At 64.8% G+C, this 19,443-nt stretch carries 18 protein-coding genes; 8 read left to right on the forward strand and 10 right to left on the reverse strand.

All coding sequences use genetic code 11. From position 1 onward, the window contains the following. Positions 1 to 18 precede the first annotated feature (18 nt). The 7 genes from GEMMAAP_RS15025 (at position 19) to GEMMAAP_RS15055 (ending at position 6,550) form a co-directional block, all read left to right on the forward strand. A complete protein-coding gene (locus GEMMAAP_RS15025; protein ID WP_425482935.1) occupies positions 19 to 1,308 on the forward strand; it encodes an adenosylmethionine--8-amino-7-oxononanoate transaminase in 1,290 nt (429 codons plus the stop codon). Then, a complete protein-coding gene (gene bioD, locus GEMMAAP_RS15030; RefSeq protein WP_053333679.1) occupies positions 1,301 to 2,026 on the forward strand; it encodes a dethiobiotin synthase in 726 nt (241 codons plus the stop codon). Before GEMMAAP_RS15025 ends, bioD begins: the two co-directional genes overlap by 8 nt. A gap of 81 nt (positions 2,027 to 2,107) precedes the next feature. After that, the gene (gene bioB / locus GEMMAAP_RS15035; protein ID WP_026848543.1) at positions 2,108 to 3,169 is read left to right on the forward strand and encodes a biotin synthase BioB; all 1,062 of its coding nucleotides are present in this window, start codon (positions 2,108 to 2,110) and stop codon (positions 3,167 to 3,169) included. A 7-nt stretch (positions 3,170 to 3,176) separates the two neighbouring features. After that, positions 3,177 to 3,812 carry a pyridoxamine 5'-phosphate oxidase gene (gene pdxH, locus GEMMAAP_RS15040; RefSeq protein WP_026848542.1) on the forward strand — a complete coding sequence of 212 codons (636 nt, stop codon included), beginning with the start codon at positions 3,177 to 3,179 and terminating at the stop codon, positions 3,810 to 3,812. Between the two features lie 7 nt (positions 3,813 to 3,819). After that, positions 3,820 to 4,746 carry a phosphodiester glycosidase family protein gene (locus tag GEMMAAP_RS15045; RefSeq protein WP_026848541.1) on the forward strand — a complete coding sequence of 309 codons (927 nt, stop codon included), beginning with the start codon at positions 3,820 to 3,822 and terminating at the stop codon, positions 4,744 to 4,746. A 110-nt stretch (positions 4,747 to 4,856) separates the two neighbouring features. Continuing rightward, positions 4,857 to 5,756: a hypothetical protein gene (locus GEMMAAP_RS15050; protein WP_158514883.1), complete on the forward strand. Its 900-nt coding sequence runs from the start codon at positions 4,857 to 4,859 to the stop codon at positions 5,754 to 5,756. Positions 5,757 to 5,812: 56 nt separating this feature from the next. Continuing rightward, positions 5,813 to 6,550: an SDR family NAD(P)-dependent oxidoreductase gene (locus GEMMAAP_RS15055; RefSeq protein ID WP_026848539.1), complete on the forward strand. Its 738-nt coding sequence runs from the start codon at positions 5,813 to 5,815 to the stop codon at positions 6,548 to 6,550. Positions 6,551 to 7,132: 582 nt separating this feature from the next. Here the strand turns inward: GEMMAAP_RS15055 and GEMMAAP_RS15060 are convergent. The 8 genes from GEMMAAP_RS15060 to fadI form a co-directional block, all read right to left on the reverse strand. Then, entirely contained in the window at positions 7,133 to 8,023 is an 891-nt protein-coding gene (locus GEMMAAP_RS15060) for an anti-sigma factor (protein WP_026848538.1), read from the reverse strand. 224 nt (positions 8,024 to 8,247) lie between these two features. Then, positions 8,248 to 9,225, reverse strand: a complete 978-nt coding sequence (rsgA, locus tag GEMMAAP_RS15065; RefSeq protein WP_026848537.1) for a ribosome small subunit-dependent GTPase A — start codon at positions 9,223 to 9,225, stop codon at positions 8,248 to 8,250. Continuing rightward, complete coding sequence (locus GEMMAAP_RS15070) at positions 9,222 to 9,605, reverse strand: hypothetical protein (RefSeq protein WP_026848536.1); 384 nt, start codon at positions 9,603 to 9,605, stop codon at positions 9,222 to 9,224. Before GEMMAAP_RS15070 ends, rsgA begins: the two co-directional genes overlap by 4 nt. Continuing rightward, positions 9,595 to 10,524 (reverse strand): proline dehydrogenase family protein, encoded by a 930-nt coding sequence (locus tag GEMMAAP_RS15075; protein WP_026848535.1) that lies wholly within the window; start codon positions 10,522 to 10,524, stop codon positions 9,595 to 9,597. Before GEMMAAP_RS15075 ends, GEMMAAP_RS15070 begins: the two co-directional genes overlap by 11 nt. Before the next feature lie 9 nt (positions 10,525 to 10,533). Beyond that, a complete protein-coding gene (locus tag GEMMAAP_RS15080; protein ID WP_053333678.1) occupies positions 10,534 to 12,186 on the reverse strand; it encodes a M14 family metallopeptidase in 1,653 nt (550 codons plus the stop codon). After that, entirely contained in the window at positions 12,186 to 12,731 is a 546-nt protein-coding gene (locus GEMMAAP_RS15085) for a DinB family protein (protein WP_026848534.1), read from the reverse strand. The genes GEMMAAP_RS15080 and GEMMAAP_RS15085 overlap by 1 nt, the downstream gene beginning before the upstream one ends. A gap of 24 nt (positions 12,732 to 12,755) precedes the next feature. Then, entirely contained in the window at positions 12,756 to 14,912 is a 2,157-nt protein-coding gene (gene fadJ, locus GEMMAAP_RS15090; protein WP_043579821.1) for a fatty acid oxidation complex subunit alpha FadJ, read from the reverse strand. An 11-nt stretch (positions 14,913 to 14,923) separates the two neighbouring features. After that, complete coding sequence (gene fadI / locus GEMMAAP_RS15095; RefSeq protein ID WP_026848532.1) at positions 14,924 to 16,219, reverse strand: acetyl-CoA C-acyltransferase FadI; 1,296 nt, start codon at positions 16,217 to 16,219, stop codon at positions 14,924 to 14,926. A 44-nt stretch (positions 16,220 to 16,263) separates the two neighbouring features. Here fadI and GEMMAAP_RS15100 point away from each other — a divergent pair, with 44 nt between their 5' ends. Then, on the forward strand, positions 16,264 to 17,928 hold the full coding sequence (locus GEMMAAP_RS15100; RefSeq protein WP_043579429.1) for a glycerol-3-phosphate dehydrogenase/oxidase: 1,665 nt from the start codon (positions 16,264 to 16,266) through the stop codon (positions 17,926 to 17,928). A 12-nt stretch (positions 17,929 to 17,940) separates the two neighbouring features. Here the strand turns inward: GEMMAAP_RS15100 and GEMMAAP_RS15105 are convergent, their stop codons facing one another. Both GEMMAAP_RS15105 and GEMMAAP_RS15110 read right to left on the reverse strand, forming a co-directional pair. Further along, positions 17,941 to 18,924 carry a zinc-dependent alcohol dehydrogenase family protein gene (locus tag GEMMAAP_RS15105; RefSeq protein ID WP_026848531.1) on the reverse strand — a complete coding sequence of 328 codons (984 nt, stop codon included), beginning with the start codon at positions 18,922 to 18,924 and terminating at the stop codon, positions 17,941 to 17,943. 2 nt (positions 18,925 to 18,926) lie between these two features. After that, entirely contained in the window at positions 18,927 to 19,412 is a 486-nt protein-coding gene (locus GEMMAAP_RS15110; RefSeq protein ID WP_026848530.1) for a GreA/GreB family elongation factor, read from the reverse strand. Positions 19,413 to 19,443 lie beyond the last annotated feature (31 nt).

Genomic DNA, 19,443 nt, shown 5'->3' on the forward strand with positions numbered 1-19,443 from the left:
GGCATGAGCGATTCCATTCTGCAGCACGATGTACGGCACGTGTGGCATCCGTACACGCAACATCATCAGGCGCCGTCGCCCATTCCCATTGCACGCGCCAATGGCAGCTGGCTGTTTGACACGACCGGCCGTCCCATTCTTGATGCGATCTCGTCGTGGTGGGTGACCACGCACGGGCACTGTCATCCCTCCATTGTATCGGCCATTGCGGCACAGGCGGCAACGCTCGATCAGGTGATTTTCGCAGGCTTTACGCACGAGCCGGCCGCCGCGCTCGCGGCCGCGCTGGTGGAGCGTCTGCCCGCCGGGTTGTCACGGATCTTCTACAGCGACGACGGTTCCACCGCCGTGGAAGTGGCGATCAAACTGTCGTTGCAGTCGTTTGCCAATGACGGGAGACCGCGGCGACTGATTGCCGCGCTCGAGAACGCGTATCACGGCGATACGTTTGGTGCGATGGCTGCGGGCGCGCGTGGCGTGTTCACGCATATGTACGAGCCGTTGTTGTTTGATGTGGCCCGCTTGCCCGACCCGTCGGAGGGGGACACGCTCACGGCGCTCGATGCCCTCATCGCCTCACGAGGTCATGAGCTGGCCGCCGTGATCGTGGAACCGCTGGTGCTCGGCGCCAGTGGCATGCGCGTGTGGGATGAAGCCGTGCTGCAAGGCATTCGCACGCGGACCGCGGCGGCTGGTGTGCATCTGATTGCGGACGAAGTCATGACGGGCTTCGGGCGGACCGGTCCAATGTTCGCCTGCGGGCGGGCCGGCGTATCACCGGACCTGCTGTGCATGTCCAAGGGGCTAACCGGTGGCGTGTTGCCGCTGGGCGCGACAGCGGCCACCGAAACGATCTTCGACGCGTTTCGCAGTGACGATCGTCGCAAGACGTTTTTTCACGGACATTCGTATACCGCCAATCCCATTGCCTGTGCGGCGGCGCTGGCGTCGCTGGCCCTGTTCACCGACGAGTGTGACCAGGCGCGGGCCCGCATCACCGAAACGCACCGGCAACAGCTGGCATCGTTGCAGGGCACGGCTGGCGTGCGTGCCGTACGACAGATTGGCACGGTGGCGGCAGTCGAGCTGGATGCACCGGCGGGGTACCTCAGCGACATTGGGCGCGAACTCGCGGCATTCTCGCTGCAGGAAGGTGTGCTGCTGCGTCCGTTGGGGAATGTGGCGTATTGCCTCCCGCCGTATTGCACCTCCAACGCCGAGCTGGATCGCGTGTATGACGTGATCGCGCGCTTTCTCGAGGGCGCCCGGGCCGCGCCCATTGGCAGCGGGGGACCCGTCGATGACTGATCGTCCGCGCACGCTGCGAAGACTGGGGGTCACGGGCACTGACACCGGCATTGGAAAGACGGTGGTAAGCTGCGCACTGGCAGCGCGGGCCCGTCAGATGGGGGTGTCGGTTGCAGCCATGAAACCGGTGGAAAGTGGCATAGAAGCGCGCCCTCTCCCTGGTACGGCCGTCATCTCCGACGCGGAGCGATTACAGGCCGCGTGTGGCGGCGGGGATGCCCTTTCGCTCATTCGTCCCTATGTGCTCGCCGAACCGTTGGCCCCGTGGGTGGCGGCGCAGCGGGCGGGGGTGCACTTCGACCTTGCGTTCCTCGACGCGGCGCGCGCCCAGTTGGAGCACGGGCGTGAGCGGTTGGTGGTGGAGGGGGCTGGCGGGCTGCTCGTCCCACTTACGCGGGACCTGTCGTTTGCCGGGCTGTTCGCACGGTGGCAGTGTGAGCTGGTTCTCGTGGCTGGAAACCGTCTGGGCGTGCTGAATCACGTCTTGCTCACCGTGCAGGCGGCCGAACGGGCCGGGCTGCCCATCGCGGCCATCGTACTCACGTCGCTCACCGAACAGAGCACCAGTGTGGCCGACGCAACCAATTTCGAGACGCTGCAGCAACTCCTGCCCACGCATGGTCTGCACCGGTTTCCGTGGGTCTCCCGGCTTGATGACTACGACGCCCTTGCCGCGGCGGCACAGACGGCGGGTCTCGATTCGCTGCTCACCACTTAACTTTCGGCGTGCTGTTTCTCTGCGATTGGTGCAGTGCTCTGCTGTACCGCACTTTCCTGCCCTTTGTCCCTGTCACTTCCGATGACCACCGTTAATTGGCAGTCCCTGGCCGACAAGTCACTGGCGGGGCTCGTGCTCTCCCGCGACGAAGCGCTGGCCGTGCTCACTGCGCCGGATGACCAGTTGCTCGATCAACTGGCGGCGGCGTATCGCGTGCGCCGTGCGACGTGGGGCAATCGGGTCCGTCTGCATTTTCTGCTGAATGCGCAAAGTGGACTCTGCCCCGAAGACTGCAACTATTGCTCGCAGTCCAAGATTTCGGCGGCAGAGATCGAAAAGTATCCCATGCTGGCACAGGAGAAGATCCTCGAAGCCGCTGACCGGGCGGCGGCGCTGAAGGCCGGCACGCTGTGCATGGTGATTTCGGGTCGCACACCTGGCGATACGGTGTTCGGAAAAGTGCTCGATGCGGTGAAAGCCGTCCGCGCCAAACATGATCTCAAGATCTGCGCCTGCCTGGGACTGCTGAACGAGGAGCAGGTGCTCCGCCTCAAAGAGGCAGGCGTGGAAACGGTGAACCACAATCTCAACACCTCGGCCAACTACACGCCGGAGATTGTCAGCACCCACACGTTTGAAGATCGGGTGAACACGGTGGAGGCGGTGAAGGCGGCCGGCATGAAGACGTGCAGCGGCGGCATTCTGGGGATGGGTGAAAGCGATGACGACGTCATCGATCTCGCGCTCTCGCTGCGTGACCTCGATGTGAAGAGTGTACCGGTGAACTTCCTCATCCCCGTGCCAGGCACCTCGTTCGAAGGGCGCAACGAGCTCGACCCGCGTCGCTGTCTGCGCATTCTGGTGTTGTATCGCCTGTTGCTACCCACGCAGGAGATCCGCATCAGCGGTGGCCGTGAAGTGCACCTGCGCAGTATGCAGGTCATGGGGTTGTATCCCGCCAATTCCATCTTTGTGGGTGACTACCTCACCACGCAGGGGCAAACGGCGCGTGACGATTTGCGCATGATCGAAGACGCCGGCTTCGTGCTGGAGACCCCGGATGGTGAACCGCTCGAGGGCGATCCGTTTGCCGGCGTCCCGGAGAGCTACCCGCGGGCGCCGCTCCCGCTGGTGGAGGTGTAAGCATCCCATGTCCATCGCCGATATCCGCAAGGAATACCAGCGCCACGCGCTCTCGGAGCACGACGTGGACGACGATCCCATTACGCAGTTCTCTGTCTGGTTTGACGAGGCCGTAAAGGCCGACGTGCTGGAGGTCAACGCCATGTGCCTGGCTACTGCCACGCCGGATGCGTATCCGTCGGCGCGTATGGTGCTGCTCAAGGGTGTGGATGCGCGCGGGTTTGTGTTTTACACCGACTATCGCAGCCGCAAAGGACAGGAGCTGGCCGACAATCCGTGCGCGTCGCTCTGTTTCTTCTGGCCGGAACTGGAGCGACAGGTACGCATCAACGGGGCCGTGCAGCGGGTGAGTCGCGCGGAGTCGGACGAGTATTTCCAGTCGCGTCCGCTCCCCAGCCGCATGGGGGCCTGGACATCGTCGCAAAGCAGCGTGCTGGCCTCGCGTGAGGTGCTCGAAGCGCAGCTCGCCGAGAACGAACAGCGCTTTGCAGGTGGCGTGGTGCCCCTGCCCGATCATTGGGGCGGATTCCGGGTGGTGCCGGAAGAGATCGAGTTCTGGCAGGGGCGTCCCAGCCGCCTGCACGATCGCATTCAGTTCCGGAAGGAAGCCGGGCGCTGGGCCAAACGTCGGCTGTCACCGTAAGACGACCGTGCGCGCGCTCGCGTGGAGACTGGCCGCCGGCGCCCTCTATTGCGGGCTGATCGGCGGCGTGCGCGCCGTCCACGCGCAGCCGCGCGTCGCTGGTGCATCGGTGCCGGTGCGCATCCTCGATGCTCGTTGTGCAGACACTGCCGCAGTGCAACGTACGGCTCGGCCGCGCGGCCCCGCGCTGCAGTGGCACCCCGGGATTGTGCCGTGGAGCGAATGGCGCGTGCAGCTTGGGGCGCGACGCCTGCCCATTACGGTGATTGTTGCCGACATCAACCCGCAGCGTGTTCAGCTGGCCCTTGAAATTTCCAGGGTGGGTGACGCGATGGGACCATGGCGTATTGATCAGGCCCCGTCTGATGCCGTGGTGGCGTTCAATGCCGGTCAATTCAATGATGTGGGACCGTGGGGCTGGGTGATGCATCGCGGCCGGGAGTGGCAGGCGCCCGGCGTCGGCACGTTGGCAGCCGGCATCGTTGTTGATAGCGGCAGGCTGGTACACATTGTCCCCCCCGACAGCCTCGCCAGTGTCCGCTTGCGTGGTGGCTGGGTGGAGGCACTGCAGTCGTATCCCCTGCTGCTAAGCGAAGGACGCCTCGCTCACGCCCTGTGTCGCGAAGGGGCCATTGATCGCGGCCACCGGGATATCCGTATGGCCCTGGGCGTGCGACGCGACGGGCACGTGCTGGTGGCACTCTCGCGCTACGCGCCGGCCGAAGCCGTGCGAGGCGTCACCGAGCGCCTCCCGATTGGCCCTACCACGCTCGAAATGGCCGCCATCATGCAACTGCTTGGTGCGCAGCACGCCGTCATGCTGGATGGTGGGATTTCAGCACAGCTGCGGGTGCGAAATGGACTAAGTGATCGCCACTGGCCCGGTCTGCGCGCGGTACCACTGGCGGTGGTCGGAAGAGTACGGCCGCCCTGACGAACTCAGCGTTGCTGCAGCGGCCGCTTGCCGTACTGCGCCGGGAGGGTTGATTGAATGGCAGTCCCCATTCGGTCGCCACTCCCGGAGCCATTATGCCACGTGCATTCATGATGTTACGCGCATTGTCCCTAGCGGGTACGATGGTGCTGTGCACCACGCCCGCGCAGGCGCAGTTTGGTAAGCTGAAAAAGATCGGCGCCGATGCCATTAAGGATGCTGCCAAAGACAAGTTAAGCACGGACAAAAAGCCAGCTTCCACGAGCACGGCAGGCACGGCAGCGCCCACGGCGCGTAAGGAAGCCGCTACGCCGGTTTTTACGGAAGACAAGGTGGCGCTGCTCGTCATCAGCCTGGCCCCGCAAATCAAGGATGCGCAGCTCCGTGATGATGCCGCGCGCGCCAATGCGGCGTGGGTGCCCAAGAAGAAAGCCTCTGACGCATGCATCGAGAACGCGTCAAAGACGATGAATCCCATGATGATCGCCACGAACGCGCAGAAGAATGAGGCGCGGATCAACGCCATCCAGAAACAGATTGAATCGATCAACAAGCGGATGAACGCGGCCACGCAGCTCAAGGATGTTCGTTCGCAGCTTTTTCTGCAGGACTCGTCCGTCACCCTCACCATGCGCATGGCCGTGCTGACGTATGGAATCAGCTGTCAGATGGACTTTACACCCGCGCCCATTCTGGAGTATCAGGCCGTTGAGCGCGAACGCATGATGCGTGAGGCGAGCGGCAACGAGTCCGCCGAGGGCTTCGACCCTGGCAGCGCCGTGACGGGCGTCATGAGCAACTACGAGTACGGGTTGCTGCGTGAACGCATGGCGCTCTGGGCGCTGATGCAGGACAATCCGGCACTCAAGGATGTTGGCAAGGCGGGCACGTTTACACCGGAGGAGACAGCGGCATTGACGGCGCATGCCGCTGACATCAAGAAGATGCTCCCCCTGTTCAAAAGTGACGCGTTGACGTGGAAGACGTGGAGTGACCTGAAGAGCTGGTAAATCACGTTCCCGGACATTGCCGGGAACCTCCGTCGCCGCTCACGAGTTCCGCGTGCATGTCCCAGACATCGCACGCGGTTCTCATTTTTGGCGCCTCCGGTGGTGTTGGCGCTGCCCTGGCCCGTAAGCTGGTGGCCGGCGGCACCCCGGTCTTTCTCACCGCCCGACGCGACGCGCCATTGGCGCAGCTCGGCGGCGAACTTGGCATGCCGTTTCTCACCGGTGATGCCACCGACTGGGCCGACATCGATCGCATCACCGATGCGGCCGTGGCGCACTACGGGGCGCTGGGCGGCATCGCCAATTGTGTGGGATCACTGCTGCTCAAGCCGGCCCACCTCACGAAATTCGAAGAGTTCCAGCACACCATCGCGCAGAATCTGACGAGTGCGTTCGGCGTGGTGCGGGCCGGTGCGCGTGTCATGCCGCAGGGCGGCAGCGTCGTGCTGTGCAGCACGGCGGCAGCGCGCATTGGGCTGGCCAATCACGAGGCCATTGCCGCGGCCAAGGGGGGCGTGCAGGGGTTGGTGTTATCCGCCGCCGCCACGTACGCCGCGCGTGGATTGCGCGTGAATGCCGTCGCGCCGGGTCTCGTGGATACGCCACTTACCGCGCGCATCACCGGCTCGGCGCCGGCGCTGCAGGCCTCGCAGGCCATGCACGCACTGGGTCGGGTTGGACAGCCGGACGATGTCGCGGCCTGTATGGCCTTCCTGCTCGGCCCCGACGCCTCGTGGGTCACCGGCCAGGTGTACGGCGTGGACGGCGGTCTGGGGACGGTGCGCAGCAAGTAACGCTGGTACTTCAACGCCCGAAACCAACAGCACCACGGATAAGAACCGATGGGTCGCGGAGTCAATACGGATCAAGCGCTTCCAATATCAGGGCTTGATCCGTACTCAATCTGTGACCCATCGGTTCTTATCCGTGGTGCTGTTGGTCTATCATCTGGCATCTCGCGGCAGGTACACCGTTGCTCCTCACCTCCACACCTGCTCCCGTCCGTCAATCAGGCATACTGCTACGGCGGTACGGACCTGAAGGATGGAGGTGACGAGGTACGGAGGAGGCACGAGATGAACAGCTCCACGGATAAAAGCTGATGGGTCGCGGATGGACCACAGATACCGCCGTTACTTCAATTCAAAAAAGTGATGAACATTGGAGTTCGACGCTCAAACGCTGGATCCGTGGTCCATCCGTGAACCATCTGTTCGTATCCGTGGAGCTGTTGGTCTTTCATCTGGCATCTCGCGGCAGGCTCACAGCCGCTCCTCACCTCCACACCTCCTCCCCTCCGTCAATCAGGCACGCTGGTTCGGCGGTACGGACCTGACAGATGGGGGTGCCGAGATGCCGTGGTGCAGTTCCCGCCGTTACTTGGTCGCCGCCGGTACGGTGCCCGCAATGAACGGCGTCATGCTAGGCGCCTCGGCACCCGCGGATGATTCTTCCGTGACCGTGAACAGCGTAATGCCAGTCATGCTTGTGGGTGCCTCGATATCGGCCACCATGGCCCGCCCGCTTTCGTCGGGGGTGAAAAGCTTGAGCGGTACCGGCGTGCCATCGCGAATCATCCACAGCATGTACGCGCGATTGCTGGCCACCTGAGCGAGGCCGTAGGCATTCACCACCGCCTTGCCGTCGCGCACGTTCCAGAACAGCTGCATGCCGGGACCCGTAGGGGCCGACGCCTCAAGATTCACCAGCACCACGTTGCCACGGCCCGCCAACAAGGTTGCCAGCAGTTTTTCCTTCTCACTGGTCTTGGCTTCCACCCGCGCCAGCAGCGACGATTTTTCCTTGTCCTGCCCTTCCAGGGTCGCCACCCTGGCGCGCAGGTCGAGGGCCACAAACAGCGTGGCGGCCAGCCCCGCCGTCATGACGGCGGCGGCATACCACCCTGCCCGCCCCGGAGATTTTCCGGCGCGACGTCGATCCATCGGCTCGACCACCGGCATGCTTGGGGGCGTAACGCGCACCGCACGGCTGTTGGGTGTAGCGCGCCGGACCTTGGAGTCGAGCGTGAGCGGCGGCGCCTCCCGGTTGATCCGCGCCCGGATCTCGTCGAGCGCATCGGGGACGTTGGGCAACGGCGCATCGGCGGCAGCCTGAAGCGCGGTGATCTCCTTCTGCAGTTCGGCCGCAAGCGCGGGCGTGCGCAACCCGACTTCGAACGCCGCGAGGTCATCGGCGTTCAACGTCCCGTACACAAACCCCGGGGCAAGGTCGCGCAGTTGCTCGAGAGTCCGTGGCGTTAGGCTCATGGGGCACGCTCCGGCGCGAAAGCGCGGATCAAATAGAACGCCCACGCGCCATGGCCGCCACGATCTCGTGGTCGGTTGACGGAAGCGCAGAAAGAGACGCGTTGGCGTGAGTCACGGACGACCGAAAGAGGCCATGACGGGAGGAATGCGGCTGAACGTATGCCAGGGCCCACCCTCGGGATAGTCCACCCATTTACCCGAACCGGGAACGGGCGGAGTGCCCGTCAGTTCTCCTGAAAGCCCGCCAGCTCCTCGCGCAATTTGACGTAGCTCTCGTAGCGACCGCGGGTGACGGTACCGGCCTCCAGTGCCTCACGGATTGCGCATCCGGGCTCCACCGTGTGAATGCAGTCCTGAAAGCGGCAATTTCCCAGCAGCGGGACGAACTCCGGGAAGCAGTGCGCGATGTCGCCGGGATCAATGCCCCACAGCCCCACTTCGCGCAGCCCCGGGGTATCCGCGAGATATCCTCCACCCGGCAACGGATGCAGCACGGCCCCCACCGTCGTGTGCCGCCCCTTGTTCACACTGTCGCTGATCGCGGCGGTGCGCAGGTTGAGCCCGGGGAAGAGATGATTCATGAGCGACGACTTGCCCACGCCCGATGGGCCGGACAACGCTGAGCAGCGGTCCTGCAGCTCCGCCCGCAATTCGTCCAGTCCTTCGCCGGTGATCACACTGGTGTAATGCACCGGATATCCCGCCGCGACATGCTCGGCAAACAACGCCCGTGCACTCGCGGGCGGCACGAGATCGCACTTGTTCACCACGATACGCGCGGCGAGTCCGTTGGCTTCGGCAATGACCAGAAAACGATCGAGCATGCGTGGATGCGGCTCCGGACGGGCAGCGGCAAAGACGACGAGCACCTGATCGAGATTGGCCACCACCACGCGCTCCCCCCGCGCGCCACTGGGGGCGCGGCGTGCGAGCTTGCTGCGACGCTCCTGAATGGCGGCAATGGTCCACGACCCGGGATCGCGATTATCCCAGGCACAGGTCACGCGATCGCCCACGGCGAGCTTGAGTCCGGCCAGTGCTTCGTGCTTGAGTCGCCCGCGCATGGAGGCGCTCAGGGTTGCCCCGCGATCGGTGCGAATATCCCAGATGCCACCGGTGCCCTGAATGACCACGCCGTCTACCGTGTGCGACTCGGGAGGTGTGGGCCCCAGCTGTACAAACGTGCTCGCGTCCCGCGTCATGTGGGTCGGCCGGCGCGTATGAGGCCGTCGAGGGTGGCCTTCACCGTGCCCAGTTGCATGGCGCCCAATTGATGGCGCACGACGGCCTCACTCGTGCCTTTCACGAGAAACTCCGTCTCGAGGTGTCCCTGCACTTCCGGCTCCCCGAGTCCCCAGCGCACGAAAAAGAGGTAGGCGCCCCATGGGGCAGCGACCACACCGGTCGTGTCGGTGAGAATGTCGGCCGAATAGGAGTGACCATCCACTCCTTCAAAGGCCGCCGGGCGCTTGTGCACGGCCATGTATCCGCCAAGCGTGCGTTCATCACCCGCCTCGTGGTCTGGCGGGTGATGATGCCCATGATGGACCTCGGGCGTGCCGTCAGGCTGCTCAGCCGCCAAGCGACTCCTTCACAATGTTGCCCGCCATGAACGCAATGTTGGCCGGACGTTCGGCGAGACGACGCATGAGATACGGATACCACTGGCTGCCGAACGGCACGTACACACGCATACGGTATCCTTCCTTTACAATCTGCTCCTGCAGATCGCGGCGGACACCGTAGAGCATCTGAAATTCGAAGCGGTCGGGAGCAATGCCCTTTTCCTTGGCGAACCGCTTGGCTTCCGCAATGATGGCTTCGTCGTGCGTGGCAATGCCCGGATAGCGCCCTTCCAGCATGAGCGTATGCATGGCCGCGACGTAGTTCTTGTCCACATCGGCCTTGTCGGGAAACGCCACGGCGGGCGGCTCGAGATACGCGCCTTTGCAGATGCGCACCCGCGCCGACAGCTTGTTGGCGCGTGCCACATCGGCCAGCGTGCGACGCAGCGAGCTTTGCAGCACCACGCCCACGTTGTTCTCGTGCCCCGGGAACAGCTTCTGTTCGAAGGTATCCAGCGTGCGATCGGTGTACGCACTCGATTCCATGTCGAGCCGCACGAAGCTGTCGTACTGCTTGGCCCGTGCAATGACGTCACGCACAATCTCGACGCCCAAATCATCGGAGATGTCCTGACCGAGCGCCGTCAGCTTGACCGACACGTTGGCATCGAGCGTCCGCGCATGGATGCGATCGAGAATCTCGAGATATTGACGCCCGGTTTCGCGGGCTTCCGCTTCGCTGTGCACGCTCTCACCAAGGAGATCGAGCGAGGCCGAAATGCCTTTGGCGTTCAGCTGAGCGACCGCATCAAGGGCGGTATTGACCGTCTCACCGGCCACGAAGCGAGACGCCATCTTCCGGGCAAAGCCGACGTTCTTGACGAAGTCGAAAATGCCCTGCTGGCGGGAGAGATAGAGGAGGGACGAACGAAGCATGGCAGGAAACTAACGGAGGGGAGCGGCCAAACGGACCACCGGTGCCACTTTCCCTTTCTCAAGGACCGAATCGAAGACGTTCCAGGTCAGGAGGCCGTCATCGCTCTCGGGCTCGAGCAGGAGCATGGCCAGCAGGTCTCGGCGGGTTCCGGACGGCACGACCAGACTGCCGGCGGGGAGCTCCCGGGTCGCTTCTCTCCAGCGACCGCCTACTGACACCTCCCGGTGCCCCTGAAAGGGGCGCCCCGAAAAGACGACGGTATCAATAACGAATTCCTGCAGGGCAACGGTCACGGCCGACGTGAGCACCCGAATGGGCACCCCATGCGCTTCGAGGAGTTGGCGGGCTTTGGGCCAGTCGCCGCTGATGGCATACCCGGCCGCCGAGGCGGGCCGATTCAGGCTGGCTTCAAACCGATCCACCACCGGCATGCGCTGGGCGGTAATCACACCGGATCGCTGAATACCCCGCGGGACGCCCGGCTGGGTGAGACGCGTGCTATCGGGAAGCCGGTCGAGGCGCTCCACCAGCACTTCCTGGGTCTCGGGGCGCGTCGTGAAGCGGGCGCGCACCGGAACGGATGTGCTCACCCCGGCGCCGAAGGTGGCGGCCGCCACGCCCGCGCGGACCCGGTCGGTGACGCGGCGGCGATCTTCCGCCACATACGACAGGATTTCCTGCACGAACGCGCGCGTGCTGGCCACACGGCGCTCAAAGGGGTCGTGTGAGTAGGCCTCGCTGAGAATGCTGATGCCACCCCGCAACCCCACGTAATTGGTGCCGTAGCGCTGCTTGTGCTCGTAGGTGGCCCATCCCGACTTGGTGTCGGCGGTAATGCTTTCCCGGCCGTTGCTCCCCGTGAAGTTGCCGTACGGGAAGACCTCGAAGTTGTGCTTCGCCTTCATGCGGCGGCGAATTTCCGGCAACAGCGTATCGGCCGTGAAGGGCGCCAGCGGCGCCGCCGGATGCAGCGACGGCGAGTAGGTGAGCGCATACCCGTGATAGCTGCCGTTCGTGGTGTGCAAATCCATGAACAGATCGGGCTCCCAGGCGTTCAAGGCCGCCAGCGCACCATTGGTCTCCGGCGCCTCGGCCTTCACATAATCGCGATTGAGATCGAGCCCGGCGCCGTTGGGACGCTCGCCGATCATCTCGGGCCCGTTCTGCGCGCCGCGATTGCGGGCCTGCGCCGCCAGCTTGTCGTTACCATCGGTGTTGTACATGGGCACCACCACCACCACGAGCGAATCGAGCACATTGGGGCGCGCCCCGAAGCTCCACTCCCGCAGCAGTGCCAGCACCGCTTCTTTGCCTTCCACTTCGCCGGCGTGAATGTTGGCCTGCAGATACACCACCGGCCGTCCAAGACGGCGCGCCTCGGCAGGCGTGCGCACGAGCGGGCGAGAGGCCACCACGAGGGGCACGGATTTGCCCATGGGCGACGTGGCGAGTTGGCTCACACTGATCGGTGCGCCCAGCACCCGCAACGAATCCACGAACGCCAGCATGTCAGCGTATGTCGTTGTTTCGAGGTAGGTGGTGCGTTCCGCGCGGGTGCGAGGCAGCGCCGCCGCCGTTGGTGCGGGTGTTGGCGTGGGAGCGCAGGCCGCCAGCAGGGCAAGAGCGGCCGTCGCGCGACGCCGTAACGTTTTCTGATGCATTACACCTCCAACGCGGCGAGCACCGCGCGCAACTGGACCAGATGGCGCCGCTGATGCTGCGCGATGAAGATGCCCCACTGATAGCCGTTGAGCGGACCAAGAATGGGGTGCGGAGCACTCACTTCCGCCAGCGCCCGGCCGGACGCCGCCGCATACGCCGCGATGACCCGTTCACGCGCCACCTGCTGTGTCTGCACCGCCGTGTCCAGCGAAAGACCGGCACGCGGCGCCACCATGTCGGGGGCCTCAATGCGTCGTACGCTGGAATCTTCCACGTGAAATCGCGCCAGTGTGGGCAGGATGGGGGCGCTCTCGGTTTCGGTGGTGCCCTCCGCCTGCTTGATCAGCTTGGAGACCAGACGGCCGGTACCATCTTCCACGATGGCCAGATGCTCGACGATGTGCGCCGCCGACCACGTTCCTTCGCGCACCACCGTCTGTGAATGGGTGGCCGGTACACGCGCCAGCAACGCCTGCATGTCCGACTGGGCGTCCCTCAGCTGCGTGAGGACTTCCTCAATGCGCGGGTGTGGCGTGGTGGTCATAAGGGAAAGAAAGAGTTGGAAGTGCTACGGATGAAACCGCCGCCCCGTTGCTGCCATCTCGCGCAACATCGCCGCTGGTTCAAAGCGGCCAGGGAAGCGGGTATTCAGGGCGTCGAGCTGCTGCACCACCGTTGAGGCGCCGAGTGTATCAAGGTGCCGGAAGGGTCCCCCGAGAAACGGAGGGAAGCCAATGCCGAACACCGCGCCGATGTCACCGTCACGCGCATTGCGAATGATGCCGTGCTGCAGGCACCGCACGGCTTCGTTGAGCATGGGGAGTACACACCGTTGCTGGATCTCATCGGCCAGCACCGTATGTCGCGTGCCGCCGGCCGGCGTGAGAGCATACACCGACTCGTCCACCCCCTCGCGCTTGCCCTGCTCGCTGTAGCGATAGAACCCCTTCCGCGCTTTTCGCCCCACCCGGCCACTCTCCACCACCCGCTGCAGTGTGGTGGACGGCAACATGCGATCGCCAAACGCAGCAGCCATGATGGGCCCCGATTTGCCGGCAATATCCAGCCCCACTTCGTCGAGCAGCGTGATGGGCCCCACCGGAAATCCGAACGCCGTCAGTGCGCTATCGACATCCTCAATCCGGGCCCCGTCGTCCAGCAACCGGCCGGCCTCGTTGAGATACGGCGCCAGAATGCGATTCACGTAAAAGCCCGCGCCATCCTGCACCACAATGACGGTCTTCCCCAGCTGCCGCCCATACTGCACCGCGGTGGCGGTGGACTCGGCGCTGGTGAATGGGGTCACGATAACCTCCAGCAGCGGCATCTTGTGCACCGGCGAGAAGAAGTGCATGCCGAGCACCTGCTCGGGGCGCGTCGCTGCCGCGGCAATCTCGCGAATGGGGATGGTGCTGGTGTTGGACGCAAAGATGGCTGTGGGCGCCGCGTCCTCCACTTCACGGAGCACCTGGTGCTTCACCGCCAGATCTTCAAACACCGCCTCGATCACGATGTCCGCGTTGGCGAACCCGCGATAGTCGGTCGTCCCACCAATCAGGGAGAGCGTGTCGTCCAGCTGCAAGCGCGAGATCTGCTTTTTCCGCAGCCGTTCGCGCAGCAGATCGCGCACCGAGCGCCATCCTGCGGCCAGCCGCTCCAGCGACGCGTCTTTGAGGCGCACCTGCGTGCCAGCCTGCACCGCCACACCGGCAATGCCCGCTCCCATGAAGCCTGCACCCAGTACGCCGATCTTCTTCACGGCGCGCGCCGTGGCCGTTACGCCATCGGGGAGCCCGCTATCCTTCTTGAGCGCCGTGGTCGCAAAGAACAGCGAAGCGAGCTGTCGGCACTCCGGTGAAACCGCGAGGGCACCAAAGCGACGTGCCTCTTCCGCCAGCCCTGCCTCCATCCCTTCGGCATAACCCAACTGTATGACGTCGATGGCGGCCAAGGGGGCCGGATAATGACCGCGCGTTTTGGCGAGCACACTTTCGCGCGCTTTTTTGAACACCACCTTGCGCCCGAGTGCGTTGTCTTCGAGCAGCATGGTGGTGGCGCTTTGCGCCCGCGCCTTGGACGGTGGCGTTCGACCGGCCGCCAGATCACGCACGCGACGAACCGCGATGTCGCGCAGGATGGAGGGGTGCACCAACTCATGCACCAGTCCCATCTGCCATGCCTTTCTCGCCCGGATGTTCTTGCCGGTCAGAATCATGTCGAGCGCCGCCTGCAGCCCCACGGTACGCGGCAACCGCTGCGTGCCCCCTGCTCCGGGAATGAGTCCCAGTTGCACTTCCGGCAACGCCAGCATGGTTTTGGCATGCTCAGTGGCCAGGCGATAGCGACAGGCCAGCGCCACTTCGAGTCCACCACCGAGGGCGGCACCATGGATGGCAGCCACCATCGGCTTTGACATGGTCGCCAAGCGGTTCAGCAGCGCATGTCCGCCGCGCGACAAGGCTTCTCCCTGACTGGCCTCGGTAATGCGCGTCAGCTCCTCGATATCGGCACCAGCAATCCAGCTGTCCGGCTTCCCGCTCACCAGCACCGCACCTACGATGGTGGGGTCACGCTCAATGCGGGCAAAGCACTGTTCGAACACCGGGCCAATGCGGGAGTTGAGCGTATTGACCGGCGACTGCGGCTGATCGTACGAAATCAGCGCCACGCCATCCTGCACGCTCAGTACCAGCCCCGTCTCGGCATCTTCGAACAACACGTGCATGGACGAACCGGTCACGGGCGCTCCACGATCATGGCGTGTCCCATGCCACCCGCCGCGCAGACGGTCAGCATACCAAACTGACCACCGCGCCGCTGCAGTTCGTTGCACAGCGTGGTGAGCACCCGTCCACCGGTGGCTCCAAACGGGTGCCCAATGGAAAGCGAACCGCCCATGACATTCAGCGTATCCTGATTGACCTCGCCCACAGGTGTGGAGCGTCCGGCCCGCGCCGCCCAGGTGGACGATGCCAGCCCCTGCACGTTGCTCAACACCTGCGCCGCAAACGCCTCGTGCATCTCCACGAGATCAATGTCTTTGAGCGACAGCCCGGCGCGTTCGAGCGCGATGGGAGCCGCCAGTACCGGCGCCTGCAACAGCTGCTCTCCCGGATCGACGGCAGCGTACGCGTAGGAGCGAATGAACGCCAGCGGTGTGTACCCTAACGCCTTGGCCCGCTCCTCACTCATAAGCAACACGGCACTCGCGCCATCGGTGAGCGGGCTGGCATTGCCGGCGGTGACGCTGCCGTATTGCCGGTCGAACACCGGCTTGAGTGCGGCCAGCTGCTCATACGTGGAGTCGCGGCGGACCCCGTTGTCGGTATCCAGCATGCGGTCGTACGCTGGTGGCATGGGCACCGGCACGATTTCCGCCGTGAGTCGGCCATCCTCGAGCCCGCGGGCCGCCTGCGTATGCGAGCGGACGGCAAAGCGATCCTGTGCCTCGCGCGAAATGCCGTTCAGCTTGGCCATCTTGTCCGCGCTCTGGCCCATGCTTTCACCCGTACTCGGTTCCGTAATGGCCGGCGTAATGGGCACGAAATCCCGGGGACGCACACGGGCCAATGTCGTCACGCGCTGCGACATGCTCTTTGCCTTTGATGCCGCGACGAGAATGTCACTCATGCCGCGCGAATGCAGAATGGGCACCTGCGTGAGACTCTCACTGCCCCCGGCAATGGCTACGTGCGCGTGCCCGAGCGCAATCTGATCGGCCGCGTCAGTAATGGCCTGATTGGCCGACGCACACGCCCGGCTCACCGTGTAGGCCTGCAGGGTTTTGGGGAAGTGCGGCAGGAGCGCGACCTCCCGTGCGAGATTGGGCGCGAGCACGGACTGCACCACGGTGCCGAACACCAGCAAGTCCACGGCACTGCCGTCGAGATTGCTGCGTTGTACCAGCTCGCCTACAGCGAAACGGCCAAGGTCGATGGCCGTGTAGTCCTTGAGCGCCGTACCGGAGCGCGCGAATGGCGTACGGACGCCCGCGACAATGGCGACACGACGCCCGTTACCAAAGGTGGGCATGCCGAAAGCTAGCGACAGACCGGTCCTCCGGCGATGATGCAGTCATGAGCATCAGCCCTGAGACTGCTGACCGCCGCGCGTCACTCACCCGGTTGGCAGACGACCTGTTTGATGTGCTGGTGATTGGGGGCGGCATCACCGGGGCCGGTGTTGCCCGTGAAGCGGCGCTTGCCGGCTATCGGACGGCACTCGTGGAACGTGACGATTTTGCGGCCGGCACCTCCAGCCGCTCCTCCCGCCTGGTGCATGGTGGCGTCCGGTACCTCGAGCATGGGCACCTGGGGCTGGTTTTCGAATCCAGCCATGAGCGCCGACTGCTCCTGCAGTTGGCACCGCACCTTGTGCGCCCGCTCGCGTTCACCTGGCCGGTGTACCGGGGCGCGCGCGTGCCGCGGTGGAAAGTACGCGCGGGGCTGCTGTTGTACGACGCGTTGGCGCTCTTCCGGAATGTGCAGGCGCATGAGGGACTGAACGCCGCCGAGGTGCTGGAGCGCGAACCGGCGCTGACGAGTGAGGGGCTCACCGGCGGGGCTCGCTACTGGGACGCGGCCACCAACGATACACGACTCACACTGGCCACCGCGCTCGGTGCCGCGGCCTCTGGCGCGGTGCTGGCGAATCACTGCGCCGTGGAAGGGGCGGTGCACTCGGCGAATGGCCGTTTGGCCGGCGTGACGGTGCGCGATGTGCTCACTGACACCACCTTTGCCGTGCGCGCCCGGGTGGTGGTGAACGCCACCGGACCGTGGAGCGAGGCCACTGCGGCCCTCACTGGCGAGAGCCAGGGAACGCAAGTTCTTGGCTCGGCCGGGACACACATTGCGGTCCCCCGCCAGCGGATCGGCAATCACGACGCGATCACCATGGTCTCGCCACTGGATGGGCGCGTGATGTTCGTCCTGCCCTCGGGGCCGCACGCCATTGTCGGCACCACGGAACAGCCGGCGCGCCGCGGGCCCGACGAAATCAGGGCTACCGAGACCGACGTCACCTACCTGCTTCAGTCGGTGAACCGGATGTTTCCCCATGCGGCTCTCACCCCCGATGACGTAATCAGTGCGTGGTGTGGCATCCGCCCGCTCGCGATGACTCGCGCGGGTGCGCACTCTGCCAACTCGGCCTCTCGTGAACACGCGGTCCTCCATCGCGCCGATGGCCTGGTGAGCGTCACGGGTGGCAAACTGACCACGTACCGGGCAATGGCCGCCGACGTGCTCGCGCAGGCCCGCCGTGAATTTGCGACCAGTGGCAGCGCCCCCGTTCCCATCCACGCGCCACTCCCCAGTGCGTCCACACCGCTACCCGGTGGCGCGTTTGCCTCGCGTGACGCGCTGATCGCCGAGGCACGGGCCGCCACGCAAGACCACGCGGTGGCTGAACATCTCGTGCATGCCCATGGCACCCAGTGGCAGAAGGTCTGGCGGTCCACGCACCACACCAGCACAGACGCCGGACGTCTCGTGGAGACGCTCCCCTACACGTGGGCCGAAGTGCGGTACACGGTGCAGCACGAACTGGCCTGCACGCTTTCGGATGTGCTGATCCGCCGGACCCACGTGGCGTTCGAAACACGCGACCACGGACGTGGCGCGGCGGAACGCATTGCGCCACTCATGGCGTCGCTACTGGGCTGGAGCGACGAAGAACGCGTCGCCGCGGTAGCGCGCTATCACGCCGACGTCACCCGACTGTTTGCGATTGACGCCTGAGCCGCCGCAACCTCAGCCAGGCGTGAGCAGGACCTTGCCCTGACGCCCACCGGCTGCGGCCAGCGCCACGGCTTCCTGCACGCGTGACAACGGGAAGGTGGCATGCACCCGCGTGGCCAGCTCGCCGCGCGCGATGCGCTGTGCCAGATCACCAAAGAGCGCCTGTTGCTGCGCAGGCGACGCCTCGCGGAACCAGAAGGCCAGCCAGAAGCCGCGCAGGGTGACGTTGCGAAAGACGAAGGACCCTGGTGCCACCTTGCACGCCTCGCCGCTCATGGCCCCGTAGTTCACCACGGTTCCCCCAATGGCGACGGTCTGGGCCAGCCGATCGGTGGCCGTTCCGCCAACCGCATCAAGGGCGAGGCGGATCTTTGCCTTGCCGGTGGCCTCGGCCACACGCGCGGCGAGATCCGGACCGTCCACGAGCACAACATCCCCACCCAAGGCTTCCAACGGCGCCACAGCATCGGCGCGGCGCACAACGCTCACGGTGTGCAGCCCACGGGCTTTGGCGAGCTGAATGACGTACTCACCCACGCCGCTGTTGGCCGCATTCTGCAGGACCCAGTCGCCGGCATTCAGCGCAACGAATTCAGACAGGAGCAGCGACGCCGTGGGCGGATTGACCGTGAGCATGGCCATTTGCAGCGGATCGCCGCCGGCCGGCACGCGCATCAGCGCCGCCGCCTTCACGACGATGTGCGAGGCCCACGTTCCTCCGCCAACCGGGAGGAGCGCCCAGTCACCAATCGCCACGCCGGTGACGCCCTCTCCCAAGGCCGCGACGCGTCCCACCCCTTCGTTTCCTCCCACGGCGGGGAGCGGCGGCAGGGCGCCGTACTGACCGGTGATCGTCAGGACATCGGACGGGTTGATTGGCGCCGCGAGGAGTTCCAGCAACACCTCGCCCGCTCCGGGAGCCGGCGTGGGACGGTCCACACAGGCAATGCGCGTGTGCGGTTCAGCACCACGGGTTTCGTAGAGGGCGAGTTGCATGGTCAGGCGAGATCGTCGGCGGCACGATCATGGATCGTGTGCAGTTCCACGATCGTCAGGCGACGAATGCGGTTGGGCAATTTGAGGATGGCCTGATCACCAACCGCCTTGCCTTGCAAGGCGCGGCCAATGGGAGAACCCATCGTCACATGACCGTCCTGCAATTCACCGGCGTCGCCGAAGACCAACTCGTACGTCTCGCGTTGCGTGGTGGCCTCATCTTCCACGATCACCTTGGAGCCAAGTCCGACATGGGTGGCGGGGATCTGTGTAATATCGATGTTGGCCAGCTTGGTCACGCGCTGCGTGAGCTGTCCGAGGCGTGCCTGCACAAACTGCTGACGCTCCAGCGCGGCTTTGTACTCGCTGTTCTCCTTGAGATCACCGAGTTCAACGGCTTTACGGATTTCCGCGGGCAGCGTGACGTTCAGCTCGAACTGGAGCTTCTCGACTTCGCGTGCCATCTGGGCGATGAGTTCCTGAAACATGCGCGTGCCAGCTGAGGCCGGATAAAAGGCG

This window comes from Gemmatimonas phototrophica, from assembly GCF_000695095.2.
GTDB classification, from domain to species: Bacteria; Gemmatimonadota; Gemmatimonadetes; order Gemmatimonadales; family Gemmatimonadaceae; genus Gemmatimonas; species Gemmatimonas phototrophica.